The 16,849-nt window shown below is 71.1% G+C and carries 17 protein-coding genes; 9 read left to right on the top strand and 8 right to left on the bottom strand.

Features of this window, described 5'->3' with window-relative positions; all coding sequences use genetic code 11:
* Positions 1-23: 23 nt before the first annotated feature.
* From QMG86_RS16135 to QMG86_RS16120, 4 genes are all read right to left on the bottom strand, one after another.
* The gene (locus QMG86_RS16135; protein WP_281880500.1) at positions 24-827 is read right to left on the bottom strand and encodes an SCO1664 family protein; all 804 of its coding nucleotides are present in this window, start codon (positions 825-827) and stop codon (positions 24-26) included.
* Between the two features lie 4 nt (positions 828-831).
* A complete protein-coding gene (locus tag QMG86_RS16130; RefSeq protein WP_039798216.1) occupies positions 832-1,416 on the bottom strand; it encodes a DUF3090 domain-containing protein in 585 nt (194 codons plus the stop codon).
* A gap of 73 nt (positions 1,417-1,489) precedes the next feature.
* On the bottom strand, positions 1,490-2,248 hold the full coding sequence (locus tag QMG86_RS16125; RefSeq protein ID WP_281880498.1) for a histidine phosphatase family protein: 759 nt from the start codon (positions 2,246-2,248) through the stop codon (positions 1,490-1,492).
* Between the two features lie 16 nt (positions 2,249-2,264).
* Positions 2,265-3,194 (bottom strand): undecaprenyl-diphosphate phosphatase, encoded by a 930-nt coding sequence (locus QMG86_RS16120; RefSeq protein ID WP_281880986.1) that lies wholly within the window; start codon positions 3,192-3,194, stop codon positions 2,265-2,267.
* Positions 3,195-3,474: 280 nt separating this feature from the next.
* Between QMG86_RS16120 and QMG86_RS16115 the strand changes: the two genes are divergently transcribed.
* The 4 genes from QMG86_RS16115 (at position 3,475) to QMG86_RS16100 (ending at position 7,517) form a co-directional block, all read left to right on the top strand.
* The gene (locus tag QMG86_RS16115; protein ID WP_281880496.1) at positions 3,475-4,434 is read left to right on the top strand and encodes an aldo/keto reductase; all 960 of its coding nucleotides are present in this window, start codon (positions 3,475-3,477) and stop codon (positions 4,432-4,434) included.
* A gap of 20 nt (positions 4,435-4,454) precedes the next feature.
* A complete protein-coding gene (locus tag QMG86_RS16110; RefSeq protein WP_281880494.1) occupies positions 4,455-5,513 on the top strand; it encodes a heme/hemin ABC transporter substrate-binding protein in 1,059 nt (352 codons plus the stop codon).
* A complete protein-coding gene (locus QMG86_RS16105; protein WP_281880493.1) occupies positions 5,510-6,604 on the top strand; it encodes a FecCD family ABC transporter permease in 1,095 nt (364 codons plus the stop codon). Before QMG86_RS16110 ends, QMG86_RS16105 begins: the two co-directional genes overlap by 4 nt.
* A 94-nt stretch (positions 6,605-6,698) precedes the next feature.
* On the top strand, positions 6,699-7,517 hold the full coding sequence (locus QMG86_RS16100) for a heme ABC transporter ATP-binding protein (protein WP_281880984.1): 819 nt from the start codon (positions 6,699-6,701) through the stop codon (positions 7,515-7,517).
* Between the two features lie 248 nt (positions 7,518-7,765).
* Here QMG86_RS16100 and QMG86_RS16095 read toward each other — a convergent pair whose 3' ends face one another.
* The 3 genes from QMG86_RS16095 to QMG86_RS16085 are packed head-to-tail and all read right to left on the bottom strand — an operon-like array spanning position 7,766 to position 10,773.
* Positions 7,766-9,925: an MMPL family transporter gene (locus tag QMG86_RS16095; protein ID WP_281880492.1), complete on the bottom strand. Its 2,160-nt coding sequence runs from the start codon at positions 9,923-9,925 to the stop codon at positions 7,766-7,768.
* Positions 9,877-10,410, bottom strand: coding sequence for a WKL family lipoprotein (locus tag QMG86_RS16090; RefSeq protein WP_281880491.1), 534 nt, complete (start codon positions 10,408-10,410; stop codon positions 9,877-9,879). The genes QMG86_RS16095 and QMG86_RS16090 overlap by 49 nt, the downstream gene beginning before the upstream one ends.
* Positions 10,411-10,416: 6 nt before the next feature.
* Positions 10,417-10,773: a hypothetical protein gene (locus QMG86_RS16085; RefSeq protein ID WP_281880490.1), complete on the bottom strand. Its 357-nt coding sequence runs from the start codon at positions 10,771-10,773 to the stop codon at positions 10,417-10,419.
* A 153-nt stretch (positions 10,774-10,926) separates the two neighbouring features.
* On the opposite strand from QMG86_RS16085, the gene QMG86_RS16080 reads away from it, so the two are divergent.
* From QMG86_RS16080 to QMG86_RS16070, 3 genes are read left to right on the top strand one after another with little or no spacing between them, the layout of a single operon-like run.
* Positions 10,927-11,940: a YncE family protein gene (locus tag QMG86_RS16080; protein ID WP_281880488.1), complete on the top strand. Its 1,014-nt coding sequence runs from the start codon at positions 10,927-10,929 to the stop codon at positions 11,938-11,940.
* On the top strand, positions 11,940-12,239 hold the full coding sequence (locus QMG86_RS16075; RefSeq protein WP_245676123.1) for a DUF5703 family protein: 300 nt from the start codon (positions 11,940-11,942) through the stop codon (positions 12,237-12,239). The genes QMG86_RS16080 and QMG86_RS16075 overlap by 1 nt, the downstream gene beginning before the upstream one ends.
* Positions 12,240-12,243: 4 nt before the next feature.
* Positions 12,244-13,320, top strand: coding sequence for a quinone-dependent dihydroorotate dehydrogenase (locus QMG86_RS16070; RefSeq protein WP_281880485.1), 1,077 nt, complete (start codon positions 12,244-12,246; stop codon positions 13,318-13,320).
* A 10-nt stretch (positions 13,321-13,330) separates the two neighbouring features.
* Here the strand turns inward: QMG86_RS16070 and QMG86_RS16065 are convergent, their stop codons facing one another.
* Entirely contained in the window at positions 13,331-13,714 is a 384-nt protein-coding gene (locus QMG86_RS16065; protein ID WP_281880483.1) for a hypothetical protein, read from the bottom strand.
* Positions 13,715-14,459: 745 nt separating this feature from the next.
* Between QMG86_RS16065 and QMG86_RS16060 the strand changes: the two genes are divergently transcribed.
* Together QMG86_RS16060 and QMG86_RS16055 are read left to right on the top strand one after the other, a co-directional pair.
* Positions 14,460-15,941, top strand: coding sequence for a carbohydrate kinase family protein (locus QMG86_RS16060; protein ID WP_281880482.1), 1,482 nt, complete (start codon positions 14,460-14,462; stop codon positions 15,939-15,941).
* Complete coding sequence (locus tag QMG86_RS16055; RefSeq protein WP_281880480.1) at positions 15,938-16,669, top strand: GTP cyclohydrolase II; 732 nt, start codon at positions 15,938-15,940, stop codon at positions 16,667-16,669. Before QMG86_RS16060 ends, QMG86_RS16055 begins: the two co-directional genes overlap by 4 nt.
* The last annotated feature ends 180 nt before the right edge of the window (positions 16,670-16,849 follow it).

The raw sequence follows: 16,849 nt of genomic DNA, 5'->3' as shown, positions 1-16,849 counted from the left end.
CCCGCCCGCGGCAGGGTCCGCGGTCAGAACGCGGGCCACGGGATCGGGCGCGACGTGCGCGGCACCGGCATCACCGGCTCGTCGAGCACCTGCTGGGTGCGTTCGATCAACGCGTCGATCTCGGTGTCGGTGAGGTGCTCGCTGAGGGTGTCGGCGAACGCGCCCGGCAGCTGCTTGGCGAACGCGGTGATGTCCGCGATGAGCGCGTCGTCGATGGGCTGACCCGCCCAGCCCCACAGCACGGTGCGCAGTTTGTGCTCGGCGTGCAGGCAGATGCCGTGGTCGACGCCGTAGACCTGCCCGTCCACCCCTTCCAGCGCGTGGCCGCCCTTGCGGTCGGCGTTGTTGAGCAGCACGTCCAGCACCGCCACCCGGTGCAGCCGCGGATCGTCGGCGTGGATCAGCGACACCTCGTTGCCGACGTCGTCCACCGCGCGCAGCACCTCGCGGAATCCGTCGGGTACCGCGCCCGCCGGGCACAGGTCGATCAGGTCGAGCCGGTCGCCTCGGTCGGTGTGGTTGTCCACGCTCACGACCCAGCGCTGCACCATGCCGACACCGAAAGGGCCGTCGCGCAGGATGGTTTCGGGGATCACGCCCCAGCCGATCGCCTCGGAGATCAGATAGGAGGCGACCTCGCGGCCTGCGAGGGTGCCGTCGGGGAAGTCCCACAGCGGTCGTTCGCCGCGGATGGGTTTGTAGACCACCCGCAGCGGCGTCGCGCCGGTGTCGTCGACGTCGCAGACCAGGGTCACGTTGCTGGCGGTGCTCACCCGCCCGATCACCGTCAGCTCGCCGCTGTGGAATCCGTCCCCGGCCTCGGCCACCGAATCACTCCTCTAGTTCGGCCGCGCCGAAGATGTCACCGCGTTTGTAGCCGTTGGTGCGCACGCACATGTGCCCGCGCGCGGAGAGCGGCTCACCGCACAGCGGGCACGGCGGGCGGCCCGCCGCGATCACCCGGGTGGAGCGCAACGCGAATTCGCGGGCCTGGATCGGGGTGAGGAACACCCGCACCGCGTCGGGGCCCTCCTCGGTGTCGTCGAGTACCACCGACTCGTCGACCTCGGTCTCGGTGATCGCCAGCAGTTCCACCACCACCGCGCCCGCGTCGGCGTCCCAGCCCAGGCCCATGGTGCCGACCCGGAATTCGGCGTCGATCGGGGTGACCAGCGGCGCGTTGTCGCTGACGTCCTCGGCCTGCGGGGGCACTTCGGCGCCGAAGCGGCGCGCGACCTCGTCCAGTAGCAGGCCCATCCGGTCGGCGAGCACCTTGACCTGCTGCTTTTCCAGCAGCACGCTGACCACGCGCGGCTCCTGCACCGCCTGCAGATAGAACGCGCGATCGCCCGGCTCACCGACGGTCCCGGCGACGAAACGATCGGGGGTGCGGAATACATGGATTGCGCGTGACACATGCACCTCCTGATACGTGACCCTGAACGACTACCCGCGGTGCGGGGATTCCATCCGACGACCGTCCGGTTGTCTACAAGGAATCTCGGCGCTCCGCATTCCCATTATCCGCACTCCCGGTATTGCCGAGTTCGCCACCGGGGACTGGTCCGGAGGTTTCGGGTTCCGGCGACGCCGACCCGGCCGCGCGGGGTTGCCCGCCGGACGCGGCGAGGGCCGACAGGTCGGCGCCGGTGTCGTTGAGTCGCCAGACGTACGGTGCGGTCGGGGTGTAGCGCACGACGCTGATCGAGGCGGGCTCGACGACGATGCGCTGGAAGCCGTCGAGGTGGATGCCCAGCGCGTCGGCCAGCACCGACTTGATCACGTCGCCGTGGGTGCACGCCACCCACAGCGCGTCGCGGCCGTGCTGTTCGGCGAGGGCGCGGTCGTGCTCGCGGATCGCGGCGACCGCGCGCGCCTGCACCTGCGCCAGGCCCTCACCGCCGGGGAACACCGCGCCGGAGGCGTGCCGCTGCACGACCTTCCACAGCGGTTCCTCCAGTAGTTCGGCGATGGGGCGGCCGGTCCACGCGCCGTAATCCACCTCGAGCAGCCGGTCGTCGAATACCGGTTCCAGCCCGAACTTTTCCGCCAGCGGCGCGACCGTGCGCTGGCAGCGCAGCAGCGGGGAGTGCACGATGCGTTCGATGGGCAGCCCGGCCAGTCGTTCGGCCACGGTCCTCGCCTGCTCCTCGCCGCGCTCGGTGAGCTCGACGCCGGTGCTGCGACCGGCCAGGGTGCGGGCGGTGTTCGAGGTCGACACACCGTGCCGCAACAGGATCACCGTCATGCGGCCAGCCTAGCGATCATGTCGCCGAGACCACCCCGCCCGCCAGCAGACCCAGCAGGATCGCGCCGAGCACGATGCGGTAGCCGACGAACCAGTACAGCGAATGCCGTGCCACGAAACGCAGCAGCCACGCCACCGAGGCGTAACCGACCGCGAAGGCCAGCACGGTGGCCACCAGCAGTTGCGGGCCGCTGGCGTTGAGTCCCTCACCGGCGGGTTCGAACGCGTCCGGCAGGCTGAACAGGCCCGAGGCGGTCACGGCGGGGATGGCCAGCAGGAACGAGAACCGTACGGCGGCTTCGCGTTCCAATCCCAGGAACAGGCCCGCGGTGGAGGTCGCGCCCGAGCGGGAGACGCCGGGGATCAGCGCCAGGCACTGGGCGAAACCCATGACCAGCCCGTCGCGGGTGGTGAGTTGCTCGATCGGGCGTTCCTTGCGGCCGAAGTGCTCACCGGCGGCGATGACCAGCGCGAAGAAGATCAGCATGAACGACACCAGCCACAGATTGCGGGCGCCGGTGCGGATCTCGTCTTTGAACAAGAAGCCCAGCACACCGATGGGGACGGTGGCGATGATCACATACCAGCCGATGCGGTAGTCGAGTTCGCGCTGGGCCTGCTCGTCGAGCAGGTGCCGGTGGTCGGCGGTGAGGACCGGAAGTTTCGTGGTGGGCTGATCGTGCAGGGGCAGCTGTTGGCGACCGCGCGCGGTCGCCCGTTCGCGCAGACCCGCGAACCAGGCCAAGACGATCCGCCAGATGTCCTTGGCGAAGTAGACCAGTACCGCGGCCTCGGTGCCCAGCTGGGTGACCGCGGTGAAGGAGGCGCCCGCGTCGTCGCCGAAGAAGACCGACGACACGATGCGCAGATGCGCCGAGGAGGAGATCGGCAGGAACTCCGTCAGCCCCTGCACCAGACCCAGCACCAAGGCTTGCACCCAGGTCATCGACTCGCCAACCACGAACCATCCTCCACTTCCGCCCGAAATACGGGTTGCTACCTGGGCATTGACGCGGCGTCCGGTCGTGTCGTCGTGCCTGGCGCCCCAATCACGCAGCGACAGTACAGTGTCGAGGCCCCGGCAGCGTGCCCGGCTGTTGCGCCTGCGCCGACGCGCAGGTCCGCGGGTTTCCCGCGCACCCGAGCGCGACCCACTGTGCTGGTGGGCGTCGAGTCGCGTCTCCACACTCTAGGCTTGGCGCCGTGACGAATGCGCGGACACGGTGATGGAACAGCGGACGGTGGGCCGTAGCGGCCTGCGGGTGTCGCGGATGGGCCTGGCGACCCATACCTGGGGTTCGCACACCGACGCCGAGGACGCCGCGGGGCAGCTGGTGGCGTTCGTCGAGGCGGGCGGCACGCTGGTGGACACCTCCCCCGCCTACGCGGGCGGGGCTTCGCAGCGGATCCTGGCCGAGTTGCTCGGGGATCTGGTCTCGCGCGACGAGCTGGTGCTCAGCGGGTGCGCGGGGACCGCGCCGTGGGGATTTCCCGATGCCGGGGTGCCGGGGGCGGCGCGGGTGACGGTGGACACCTCGCGGCGGGCGCTGCTGCGGCAACTGGATCGCACGCTGCTGGAGTTCGGCACCGATCACCTCGACGTGTGGAATGTCGCGGTGTGGGATCCGCGCACCCCGCTCGAGGAGGTGGCCTCGACGTTGGAGCAGGCGGTGCGGTCGGGGCGGGTGCGGTACGCGGGGGTGCGCGGGTTCGGGGCCTGGCAGCTGGCCAGTCTGGCCGCGGTGGCGCCGGTGACGGCGGCGCAGACACCGTATTCGCTGCTGGCGCGGGACGCGGAGGCCGATGTGGTGCCCGCGGCGCAGTTCCACGGGGTCGGGGTGATCGCCTCGGCGCCGTTGGCGGGCGGCATCCTGACCGGCAAGTACCGCGACGGTGTGCCCGCCGATTCGCGCGGGGCCGACGAGGCGACCGCGGCGGAGATCCGCAGTGGTCTCGATGATCGCGCCACCCGGGTGGTGGATGCGCTGGTGACCGCCGCGGACGGGTTGGGTACCTCGCCGCTGGCGGTGGCGCTGGCCTGGATCCGGGACCGGCCGGGTATCGCGAGCATGATCGTCGGCGCCCGCGACATCGGGCAGCTCACCGGTGTGCTGGCCGCGGAGACGCTGGAGTTGCCGCGGGCGATCGCCGCGGCCCTGGACGACGTCAGTGCACGCGCCGAGTGAGACAGATTAGCCTTGCCCGCATGAGCACTGCAGCGACCGGGGGTGGGCGTGGGAACGGAGTCCGAGCCGGGTGGTGGCGTGCCGTCGCGGCGTTGTTCGCGGTGGGTCTGCTGGCGGCGACGGTCGCGTGTGGCGCCGACGCCGGGTCCTCGCACGGCGGGCACGGGCCGACGACGGCGACGCTGACCGATCTGGATCCGGTGCCCATCGGGCCGGAGCCCACCCCGGCGCTGCCGGTGACGGTGCGCTCGTTCGACGGCGCGCAGGTCACCGTCACCGACGCCTCGCGCATCATCGCCGTGGACCGCTACGGCACCCTCGCCCAGATCGTGTACGCGCTGGGGCTGGGGCCCAAGCTGGTGGGGCGCAGCACCTCGGCGGCGTTTCCCGCGGTGCGGGACGTGCCGAACGTGGCCGGGGGCAACGGGTCACTGAATGTGGAGTCGGTGCTGGCGATGCGGCCGTCGGTGTTCCTCACCGACACCACCAGCGCCGCGCCCGCGGTGCGCGAGCAGTTGCGCGCGGCCGGGGTGACGGTGGTGTATTTCGATCCCGAGCGCACCATGGATGGTGTGGTGCCGCAGATCGAGGCGGTGGCGGGCGCGTTGGGGGTGCCGGAGCGGGGGCAGGCGCTGGGGCAGCGCACCCGCGACGAGATCGCCGCCGCCAGTGCCGCGGTGCCCGTCCAGGATCCGCAGCTGACCATCGCGTTCCTGTATCTGCGGTCCACCGCGATCACGATGCTGGCCGGGCCGGGGTCGGGGGCGGATGCGTTGATCGCGGCGTTGCGTGCGCGGGACGCGGGCACCGTCGCGGGATTGACAGAGCCGTTCACCGCGATCACCAGTGAGGCCATGATCGGTGCGGCGCCGGATGTGCTGCTGGTGATGTCGGACGGGTTGAAGTCCGTCGGCGGTGTGGAGGGTTTGCAGAAGGTGCCCGGGATCGCGCAGACCCCGGCGGGGCGCGACCGGCGGGTGGTGGACATGTCGGATGCGGTGCTGCTGAGTTTCGGGCCCAACACCGGCCGGGTGATCGCGGCGTTGAGTGCGGCGGTGTACGGCACCGGTCACGCATGAGTGTTTCGGGGACGCGGACGGCGCGGCCGCCGGTGCCGCCGCTGCCGAAGTCGCGGGGCCGCTCGCGGGTGCTGCTGGTGTTCGTGGTCGCGGTGGCCGGGCTGGTCGCGCTGGCGGTGGCGTCGGCGGCGATCGGGCAGGTGCCGACGACGCCCGCCGAGGTGGCCGGCAGTGTGCTGCATCGGATCGGGGTGGATCTGGGGCCGATGCCCGCGCATCCGGCGGGTGAGGTGACGCTGTGGGAGGTGCGGTTCCCGCGGGTGGTGCTGGCGATGCTGGTCGGTGCGGCGCTGGCGACAGCGGGTGCGTTGTTGCAGGGTGTGTTCGCCAACCCGCTGGCCGAGCCCGGTGTGATCGGGGTGTCGGCGGGGGCGGCGGTGGGTGCGGGCACGGTCATCGTGGTGGGCGGGGCGTTCGTGGCGGCGTGGTCGGTGGCGGCGGCGGCGTTCGTGGCGGGGTTGGCGACCACGTTGCTGGTGTATCTGCTGGCGCGCTCGGGCGGCCGCACCGAGGTCGTCACCCTGGTGTTGACGGGTGTCGCGATCAACGCGTTCGCGGGCGGGTTGATCGCGCTGCTGCTGTTCGTGGCCTCCCCCGCCGCGCGGGATCAGATCGTGTTCTGGCAGCTGGGGTCGCTCAACGGGGCCACGTGGGAGTCGGTGGGTGTGGTGGCGCCGCTGAGCGCGGTCGGTGTCGCCGCGGCGGTGCTGCTGGCGCCGCGACTGGATCTGCTGGCGCTCGGGGAGTCGGCGGCTCGTCATCTCGGCGTGGATGTGGAGCGGTTGCGCCGCAACGTGATCGTGGTGGTGGCGGTGCTGGCCACCGCCGGTGTCGCGTTCACCGGCATCATTCTGTTCGTCGGGCTCATCGTGCCGCACCTGGTGCGGATGCTGGTCGGTCCCGCGCACCGGATCCTGATCCCGCTCAGCGCCGTCGTCGGCGCGGTGGTGCTGCTGGCCGCCGATGTCGCCGCCCGTTCCCTGGTCGACAACGCCGACCTCCCGTTGGGCATGCTGACCTCCCTCATCGGCGGCCCGGTCTTCTTCTGGCTGCTGCGCCGCACCCGAGCCCGCTCCGGGGGCTGGGCGTGATCGGGCATCGTCGAGTGGCACATGGCTGCGGTGACTGCCGAGAAGTGCTGTCGGTGGTGTGCCACTCGACCGGAGGTGTGGGGTGAGGGTGCGGATGGTGCACGAGGTGCCCGGCTGGCCGGTGCGGGGGGATGTGACCGTGCGTGCGTCGGGGGTGAGCGTGCAGCGGCGCGGAGGCGGGCAGGCGCGGCGGGTGCTCGACGGTGTGGATTTCGAGGCGGTCGCGGGGCAGGTCGTGGCGCTCGTCGGGCCCAACGGCGCCGGTAAGTCGACGCTGCTGGCCGTGCTGGCCGGGGAGCTGGCGCCGAGCGCGGGGACGGTGGAACTCGAGGGGCGGCCGTTGGCGCACTGGACGACGTTGGACATGGCCCGGCGGCGGGCGGTGCTGCCGCAGACCCACACCGTCGGGTTCCCGTTCACCGCGCGGGAAGTGGTGGCGATGGGTCGCGCGCCGTGGGTGCGCACCGAACGCCGCGAACACGACGAGCAACAGATCGCCGCCGCGATGGCCGTCACCGACGTCGCGCATCTGGCCACGCGCTCGTTCCCCACCCTGTCCGGCGGTGAACGTGCCCGGGTCGCGTTGGCGCGTGTGCTGGCGCAGGACACCGCCACCCTGCTGCTGGACGAGCCGACCGCCGCCTTGGACCTCGGCCACCAAGAGGCAGTGCTGGGTCTGGCCGCCGAGCGCGCCGCGGCGGGCGCGGCCGTGGTCGTCGTCCTGCACGACCTCGGTGTCGCGGCCGCCTACGCCGATCGGGTGGCCGTCCTGGATGCCGGTGGTATCGCCGCGGACGGGCCGCCCCGGGAAGTGCTGACCACCGAGCTGCTCACGAAGGTCTACCAGCACCCGGTGGAAGTGCTCGACCATCCGGTCACCGGCGCCCAACTGGTGCTGCCTGTCCGCCGCTGATCGAGTCGACCCGCCGGTCATCTCTTCCGGGCCGAGGACCTGTGCCGAACGGCGGTGGAGACGTCACGGCTCGGGCGTGGGGCCGGTGCCCGAGGCCGCGGCGACCGCCCGGTGTGGGGCGGCCCGGGTGGTCCGACCGGCGATCGTCGGCGTCGCCCGTTCGCGGCGCGGCGCACCCGAAGCTTCGGCTGCCGGTTCTTCCAGCGGCCGGCGCCGGCGGCGCAGAGGGGGAAGCGGACCGGCGCGACCTACCGCCAGATCAGTTTCAGTACCGCGGGGGTCAGCAGCATGCGGATCACGGTCGCGTCGAGGATCAGCGCGGCGATCATGCCGTAGGCGATGTATTTCATCAGCACCAGATCGGAGAAGCCGAACGCGCCGGTGACCACGATGAGGATCGCGGCGGCGGAGGTGATCACGCCGCCGGTGTGGGCGATGCCGTAGCGGATGGCCTCGGGCGCGTCCGCGCCGGCGGCGCGCGCTTCGGACACGCGTGACAGCAGGAAGACCTCGTAGTCGGTGGACAGCCCGAACACCACCGTCACGATCAGCGCCAGCACCGCGAACATCAGTGGTCCCGGCGTGAAGTGGAAGATCCCCGCGCCGTGGCCCTCGACGAACACCCAGGTCAGCACGCCGAGGGTGGACACGAGGCTGAGCGCGCTCATCGCCACCGCCTTCACTGCCAGTATCAGAGAGCGGAACGCCGCGTACATCAATGCCAGCGCCGCGGCGACGAGGATGGCCAGCAGCACGGGCAGGCCGTCGAGCAGTCCGTTGATGCTGTCGCGTTCCAGGGCGGGCACCCCGGCGACCATCACCTGCACGCCGGGCGGTTCGGGGATGGCGCGCAGCGCGGCGATCACCCGGTCGGCGTCGCGTTTGTCGGTGAGCCCGGCGGCGAGCACGTTGAGGCCGTCTTTGGTGGGTGCGGCGGGTTCGAAACGTCCGGTCAGGCCGGGGACCTGGTTGGCGGCGTAGCGGATGTCGCCGAGCTGCTGCGGGTCGGCGCCGAGGACCACCAGTTTCAGCGGTTCGGTGCGGAAGCTGGGGAACAGGGCGTCGAAACGTTCCTGCGCCACCCGCGCCGGGTTGTCGTCGGACAGGTAGCGTTCGCTCAGGCCGCCGAATTCGATGTGGCGCATCGGGATGCTCAGGGCCAGCAGGGCCAGCACGATCGGCACCGCGACCGCCCAGGGGCGGCGCATCGCCCACAGTGCGAGGCGGGAGAAGAATCCGGCGTCGATCTGCGCTTCGGTTCTGGTGCGGGAGAACCGTTTCCAGCCCAGGAAGTCGATGCGGCGTCCGATGATGCTCAATGCCGCGGGCAGCGCGGTGACCGACAGCAGCGCGGCCAGCAGCACCGAGCTGATGCCGCCCAGCGGCACCGAGCGCAGCACGCCGTTGGGGAAGATGAACAGCGCGCCGAGGCTGAGGGCGATGATGGCCGCGGAGAACAGCACGGTGCGCCCGGCGGTGGCGACGGTGCGGGCGGTGGCTTCCTCGACGGTGCGTCCGGCGGCGAGTTCCTCCCGGAAACGGGTGACGGTGAACAGGCCGTAGTCGATCGCCAGGCCCAGGCTGACCAAGGTCATCACGGCGCTGGCGAACACGTTGACCTCGATGTGGTCGGTCAGCGCCCGCAGTCCGCCCTGGGTGCCCAGGATCGTCATGCCGCCGATGAGCACCGGCAGCAGCGCCCCGACGACGCCGCCGAACACGAAATACAGCAGGATCGCCACCAGCGGCAGCGCGATCATCTCCGCGCGCTTGATGTCGCGCTGCATGCCGGTGTTGATGCCTTCCACGATCGGCTGCAACCCCGCCAGCTGCACCGTCGTGCCGCCCGGGCCGCCGCCGGCGCGCCCGGCGCCGAGGTGATCCTTGATCGCCAGGTAGTTCTCCACCGTCGCGGTGCCCGAGCCGCGCAACCCGACGCTGGCGAAGGCATGGGTGTGGGTGGCGTCGGTGGCCTGGGCGGAGAACGGGCTGTCCCAGTAGCTGTCGATCTTCTGGATGCGATCGGGATAGGTGGCCAGCAGCCCGGCCAGGTGCCGGGTGACCGGGCCGCGGACGGCCGGGTCGTCGACGGTGGCGCCGTCGGGGGCGGTGTAGAGCAGGATCAGGTCGCTGTCGGTGTCGCGGCCGAAGGTGCGGTCGGCCAGTTCGGCGGCGGCCACCGATTCGCTGCTCTCGTCGAACCAGCCCTCCTGGGTCAGCCGTCCGGCCAGGTCGCGGCCGTACCAGCCGGAGACCAGCACGAACAGGATGAAGAAGCCGAGCACGAGGACGCGGTGGCGGTGCACGAACCGCCCCCACCGCAGTGATCCGGAACGGTGCATCGCGTCGCGGCGCCCGGTCAGCCGCAGGCCGGGGTGCGGTAGTCGGCCGAGCGCAGGATGCCGCACAGGTCGGTGCGTGAGATCTTCCACTTGCCGTCGATGAGCACGAAATGTACGACGGTGGTGCGGACCGCGGCGCCGGTGCCGTCCTTGTCCAGCCGCATGGTGGCCGTCAGCGTGCCGTCGTGGTTGTCGAACACCGGGTCGGTCACCCCGTAGACGGCGCGCGGATTGTCCTGCAGCGCCTTGTACATGTCGGGGATGGCCTGGCGGAAGGAGTCGCCGTCCTCGATGAGGGCGGTGCGTTCGCTGTCGGGCAGCGCCGGGTCCAGCGCCCGCTTGATCTGGGCGTCGAGGTCGGCGGCGGTGGGCAGCGGCGGGTGGGCTGCGCTGGAGGAGGCGGCGATCGAGGACGACAGCGAGGCGTTCGCCGAGGAGCGGGCGGCGTCGACGGCGGCTTCGTCGGTGCCGCTGTCGCAGGCGGCGGCGGCCACCGCCGTCAGCAGGCCCGCGACGGCGAGCGCGGTGCGGGCGAGTCGTGTGTGGGTCATCGCTTCCTACATACCTTCGATGACGGAGCTGATCCGTCCCAGCAGGGCACGCACGGTCGTGACGTCCCGTTCCGCGGCGGCGTCGATCGTCGCGGCGTCGGGGATCATATCCCGCACCAAGGCCGCGACACTGCGTTCGTCGTCGAGGTCGATGTCGGCGACCGTGGCTTCGGCGACCGCCAGCACGTCCTCGGGACCGGGGACGGCGTCGCCGAGGTCGCGGCGGTAGATCTCGAGCGTCAGGGTGGCGCGGATGGTGCGGAAGGTGAAGGGGTGGCCGTCGGCGGTGGTGCCGAAGCCGTGCGCGTACGCGCCGACGGTGATGTCGTCGATGACAAATCCCGACGTATGGTCGGCTTTCAACCCGGATCTCCCTGTATCGGACGGTGTGGTGTCCACCGTAACTCCGGTTACCGACATTCCGCTCGAGCCGGCACCCCGGTCGGTCGGTTGGTTGCGTCATCATGGTCAGATGGTGAGGTTGCGGAAGATTCGTCGGTAGAAGGAGTTCGGTCGATGCGCCCTCGCGGCTCGCTCGTCTCGGCATTCGCGGGTGTGGCGGTGCTGGTGCTGCTGGCGGGATGCTCCTCCGGCGCCGGCGGTCCCGACCTGCCGACCAGGGAGCCGGCCACCGCGGCGGTCGCGCCGGCGGTGTCGACGACGCCGGCCGGGCGCGTGCTGCCCGCCGGTCCGGTCGCCGAGCTGGCCGCTGATTCCGCCGGCGGGTTGCTGGCCGCTCTGGACGGGGCCACCCTCACCGTCGTCGACCCGGACGCGGCCCAGCCGGTGGTGCGGACGGTGACGTTGCCCGAGCGCGCGCGCGGTCTGAGCGCGGGCAGGCCGGGTGAGATGCTGGCGGCCGCGCCGGGGCGGGTGCTGCGGGTGGAACTGTCCTCCGGCGCGGTCGGTGCGGTGGCCGTGGACGGCGAGGTGCGGTCGGTGCTGGCCCGCGCCGACGGCGGGCTGCTGGTCGGCACCGCCGACGGCCGGGTGCTGGATGTGGCGGCCGATGGTGCGGTCACCGCCACGGTGTCGGGGCTGGTGTCGGCCGACGAGCTGGCCGAAGCCGGCGGCGAGGTGACCGTGCTGGACCGGCATCAGACCGCGATCTTCGAGCTCGACCCGGGCGAGCGGCGGCCGGGATTGGCGTTGCGGGCCGGTGACGGGGCCACACGCCTGATCGGCGACACGCGCGGCCGGTTCGTGGTCACCGACACCGCGGGCGGTGAACTGCTGGTCTACACCGCGGGACCGCTCGTGTTGCGCCAGCGTTTCCCGGTAGGATCTTCGCCTTACGCACTCGCCTACGATCAGCGGTCCGACACCGTGTGGGTGACGTGTACGCAGCGCAACGAAGTCGTCGGATTCGACCTGTCGACTGGTATACCGAAGGAAGTGGGCCGCTACGCCACCGTCCGGCAACCGAACTCGGTGGCCGTCGAGCAACGCACCGGTGATCTGTTCGTGGGGTCCGCGACCGGCGACGGTCTGCAACGGATCGGTGCGGAGGATCGGAAGAGAGGGCACTGATGGCTCGGACACCACGCGCGGGCGAGGATTCCGCGGCAGCTGCCGATCCGGCAGCACACCGGGGGCGCGGGCGCGCACTGCCCGCGGGCTGGGAGACCACCAGCGACGACTACGAATACGTGCCGCTGCGGCTGCCGCCGGATGTCACGCGGGTGACCGCGTCCATGCGGCTGGCCATCCAGGCCGAGTTCGGCGGCTGGGAACTCTCGCGGGTGCGCGCCTACACCGACGGCAGCAGGCGGGTGCTGCTGCGGCGGCGAAAATCCGCCCTACTACCCCAGCCCGAACCCGGAATGTGAGCCGATGTACGCCCTGCTACTCCGACTGATGTTCCTGGTCGCGCCGGAACGCATCCATCATCTCGTCTTCGCCGTCATGCGGTTCGCCGCCTGGTTCGCGCCGCTGCGCTGGACGATGAGCAAACTCCTCGTCACCCGGGATCCGATCCTGCGCGCCGAGGCGTTCGGGGTCGAGTTCCCCGCGCCGCTGGGCCTGGCCGCCGGTTTCGACAAGAACGCCGACGGCGTCGACGCCTGGGCGCCGCTGGGGTTCGGTTTCGCCGAGATCGGCACCGTGACCGCGCAACCGCAGCCGGGCAATCCCGCACCGCGGCTGTTCCGGCTGCCCGCCGACCGCGCCCTGATCAACCGGATGGGTTTCAACAATCACGGCGCGGCCGCGGCCGCCGAACGGCTGCGCGCGCGTCGCGGCGGAGTGCCGATCGGCGCGAACATCGGCAAGACCAAGATCGTCGAGCCGCAGGGCGCGGCCGCGGACTACGCCGTCAGTGCCGCCCTGCTGGGCCCGCTGGCCGATTTCGTGGTGGTCAACGTCAGCTCCCCCAACACGCCGGGGCTGCGGGATCTGCAAGCGGTGGAGTCGCTGCGCCCGCTGCTGCGGGCGGTACTGGACAGTGTGCGGGTGCCGGTGCTGGTGAAGATCGCTCCGGATCTGTCCGACGAGGACATCGACGCGGTCGCCGATCTGGCCGTGGAACTCGGGTTGGCGGGCATCGTGGCCACCAACACCACCATCCGCCGCGACGGTCTGCGCACCGATCCGGAGGAGGTGGCCGCCATGGGCGCGGGCGGGTTGTCCGGCCCGCCGGTCGCCGACCGTTCACTCGAGGTGTTGCGGCGGCTGTACCGGCGGGTGGGTGATCGGCTGGTGCTGATCTCGGTCGGCGGCATCGAGACCGTGGACCAGGCGTGGGAACGCGTTCTCGCCGGGGCGACGCTGTTGCAGGGCTACACCGGTTTCATCTACGGCGGCCCGTTCTGGATGCGCCGCATCCATCGAGGCCTGGCGCAGCGGTTGCGCGCCGGGGGGTATCGCAGCCTCGGTGAGGCCGTCGGCGCGGAGCACACAGCGCACGCCTGAACTGCGGCGCTCAGCCGTGCACGAACGGCGGTTCGGGAGTGCGCACGCGCCGGGTCCACGGACTGTGCCCCGGCGGCGCCGGATCTCCCTTGGGTCGCAGTTCCCGGCCCAGCCGCGCGGCCATGGCCTTGGCGAGCAGGATCACCGCGTGGTCGCGCAGGATGCCCAGTTGGTCGGCGTGGACCTCGACGCGGGCCTGGGTCATGCGGTCGTGTACGACGTGGGGGTCGCTGAGCAGTTCGTCCAGCGACATCCCGGCCAGGGCCTGAGTGCGGGTCAGCCGCCGGTCCGGTAGCCAGCTCAGCCGCCAGCTGTCGGGCGCGTCGGTGTCGCGGTAGGCCGATTCCGGGGTTATGTCACTGGTCATCGTCCATTCGGTGGTGTGGATGGTCATCGCGGTCTCCGGTGCGACAGGTGGAGTGAGGCCGGCTCCAGGGCGCTGAGTCTGATGGTCACGAATGCCTCGCGTCGTGCCTCCACTGGTGCGGCGCGGTGGGGGCGCCGCATCGTGCATTCCGCCGGGGCCGGCGGTGTGGTCGGCCGGGCGGAGAACTCCGCTGCCGGGCCTGGTGGTCCAGGGGGCGGCTCGCAGGTGTGCGGCGGTCGGGGGAATCGCAGCGCGGGGCGAGCGGGGTGGATAGGGGCGACCGGGGTGTGCGCGGTCGGATCGGTGTGACGGCCGGCGCCATGAGGGTGACCGGATCCGTGGAGCCCGCCGCGTGGCGGGCGCGACGCCGAGGGGGCGAGCCCGAGACGGTGTGTGCTCGCGCGCCGGCGTGGAGCGGGCGATGACGGGTGCGTTGCCGTGCGGGGTGTGCGGCGGCTCGTTTAGTCCATCACCGGCTTCGGCACCAGCTCGGTATCGGATCCGGCGGGGCGGTGGCGCCGTCGCCGTCGCGGCTGCCGTATCTGAAGAATCATTCTGCTCACCAGCCCTCCCGATGTGCCTGGTGGTGCGATGGGGATCGCCACATCCAGTGTGGCATTTGCCGTTCCCCGCGCGCAATTGCCGTTGTAGTTTGGTAATTGACTATTTGCCCGCTGGCTAAACCCGATTTGCGTGGCCAACATGCGCGCGACGCCCCGGTATCGCGCCGATAGAGGAGGGTGGCATCGCCATGGTCGCGCAGGATTCGGCAATGGTTGCCGTTCGCAATATCCTCACCCGGTTGTGCAAACGGTCGGGGCTGAGTTCGGATCGGTTGCGCAGCACCGAAATCGACGTGCTGCCCCTGCTGGATCTGCTGGCCGTGCGGCAGTACGCGCGGCGCGCGGGCATCGATCGGGAAGAGGCGGTGCTGCCGCTGGTGCGTGATCTGGCCCTGCGGTTGGACCCCACCGACCGGCTCGTCGTCGACGCGGAATTGTCGCTGGGGTTGTTGCGCGAAAACCCGCCCGCCGGTGTGGATCCCGGTCTGCTCTACGCCGGGGATCTGGGTGAGCGGCGGGAGTACCTCGCCGAGCGGTGGGCGGTGCTGCACGAAGCCATTGGGGCGCAACCGGTTCCGAGCACGCTGACGGTGCGCTCGCTGCGCGGTGCTCCCGAGCGCCGGGCGTTCACCGAGCTGGCCGCGCAGCTGGCCACGGCCTCGGTGTTCGACGGCGCGCACGTCATCGACTTCCGCGAGCCCGCGCGAACCGTTGCGGCCGAAGCTGTTACGGCGGATTCCCGCGGTGTGGTCACGGTGATCGGTGACGCGGTGATCGACCACATGTACGTGGTCGACCGGATTCCCGGGCCGGGAGGCACCACGCGCGGCAGTTATCGGGAACATCCCGGCGGTAAGGGGCTCGCCCGTGCGGTCGCGGCGGCCCGGCTCGGGTTGCGGGTGCGGCTGATCTCGGCGGTCGGCGACGACGACGCCGGCGGCCGCATCCTGGAATACCTGCGCAGCGAACGCGTCGACACCGAACTGGTCAAAGTGGTGCCCTACGCCCCAACGCCGGTGACCGCGGTGATCGTGGCCGGTACCGGGGCGGCGAGCACGATCGGCTGCAAGGACGAGCGAATCCGATTGAGCGCCCAGGATCTACGCAGCGACGCGATCCGCTCGGCGATCGCGGCGTCGGAGGCGGTGTTGCTGACCTTCGAACAACCGACCGGGGTGATCGAGCAGGTCATGGGGCAGCTGCGCAGCCTGCCGCGGCGGCCCCTGGTGGTCGTGCATCCGGCGCCGCGGCTGGATCGGCCCCAGTACTTGTATCAGCACCTGGGCGTGGTCGATTACCTCGTCGGTGGCGACAAAGACCTGCACGCGCTGGCGATGGCCTCCGACGGCGTTCCCGCGAACGGGGAGCAGACCGCCACCCGGCTGCGCGCACTCGGGGTCGGCGCGGTCTGCGCGATCCAGGATTTCCGGTGCGCCGTGTGGTCGGACCAGCTCAGCGACCGATTCCAGCCGTTCCCGACGGCGCTGGACGACTCGGTCGGCGCTCACGCTGCCTTCTCCGCCGCCCTGGTATATCGTCTCGTTTCGACGCGCCGCCCCGCCGCACGCAAGGACTACGTCTGGGCGACCGCCGCAATGGTGGCGACGCAATCGATCGGGGATGTCCCCGGGGCAATGCCACTGGTGAGTGAGGTCGAGCGAATTTACAAACTCGCTACGGAGGAGCATTGACCAACGTTGTGGATCCTGCCGACACCGAGCATCGGTTCCGTCGCAACGGGCAAGATCTGCGAGTTCGGGTGGTGGAGTTACGCGGGGGCGGTGAGCAGGGGCACCTGCTGTTGTTCGGGGCGGTCACCGACGGCTGCCTGGTGCGGGTGCATTCGCGCTGCCTGTACGGGGAAGCGCTGCGGTCGCAGGACTGCGACTGCGGGCCGGAACTGGACAAGGCGCTGGATCTCATCCAGGCCGCCGGCTCGGGGGTGCTGGTCTACCTCGAGCAGGAGGGCCGCGGCGCGGGGCTGATCGCCAAGGCGCTGGGTTACCGGGAAAGCGAGCGCTCCGGCGCGGATACCTTCACCAGTTACGAGACGCTCGGCTATCCCGCCGATGCCCGCACCTATTCGGCCACCGCCCGGGCGCTGGCCGAACTCGGACTGCGTTCGGTGCAGCTGCTGACCAACAATCCCGCGAAGGTCGACGCGCTGCGGCAGGAGGGGTTACAGGTCACCGCGGTGCCGCTGCGTACCAGGGCGCTCAGTGAGCGGGCCCGCGAGTATCTGGAGGCCAAGCGCACCCGGCGCAAGCACTGGATCCCGACGGATTCCGCGCCGTGGGCACTGGACGACGGCGACCGCGCCGCGGCCGAACAGCCGACGGCCGTCGACCCGGTCGTGATCACTCCCGGTGACCACGTCCGTCCGGGCCCCGGCTCCGCGCCGGATCTGATCGGTGCCTGAAGGATTGTTGAAGTTTGCCCCACCCCGCCTCCCGCCTGTGGCTACCATGAGTGAGCCGCGCCACATGTGGCGCGCCGACTCGTGAGAGGCTGACAGCGCCATCGCCGCGCCGTGTCAGGGCTTCGAGTCCCGGATCGGGCGCCGGCGCAGACCGGCCTCCGGTTCACGCCAGCGCTACCG

The organism is Nocardia sputorum, from assembly GCF_027924405.1.
Lineage (GTDB): Bacteria > Actinomycetota > Actinomycetes > Mycobacteriales > Mycobacteriaceae > Nocardia > Nocardia sputorum.
The sequence above is the reverse complement of the archived record's forward strand: the minus strand, read 5'-3'. Positions and strand labels throughout refer to the sequence as shown.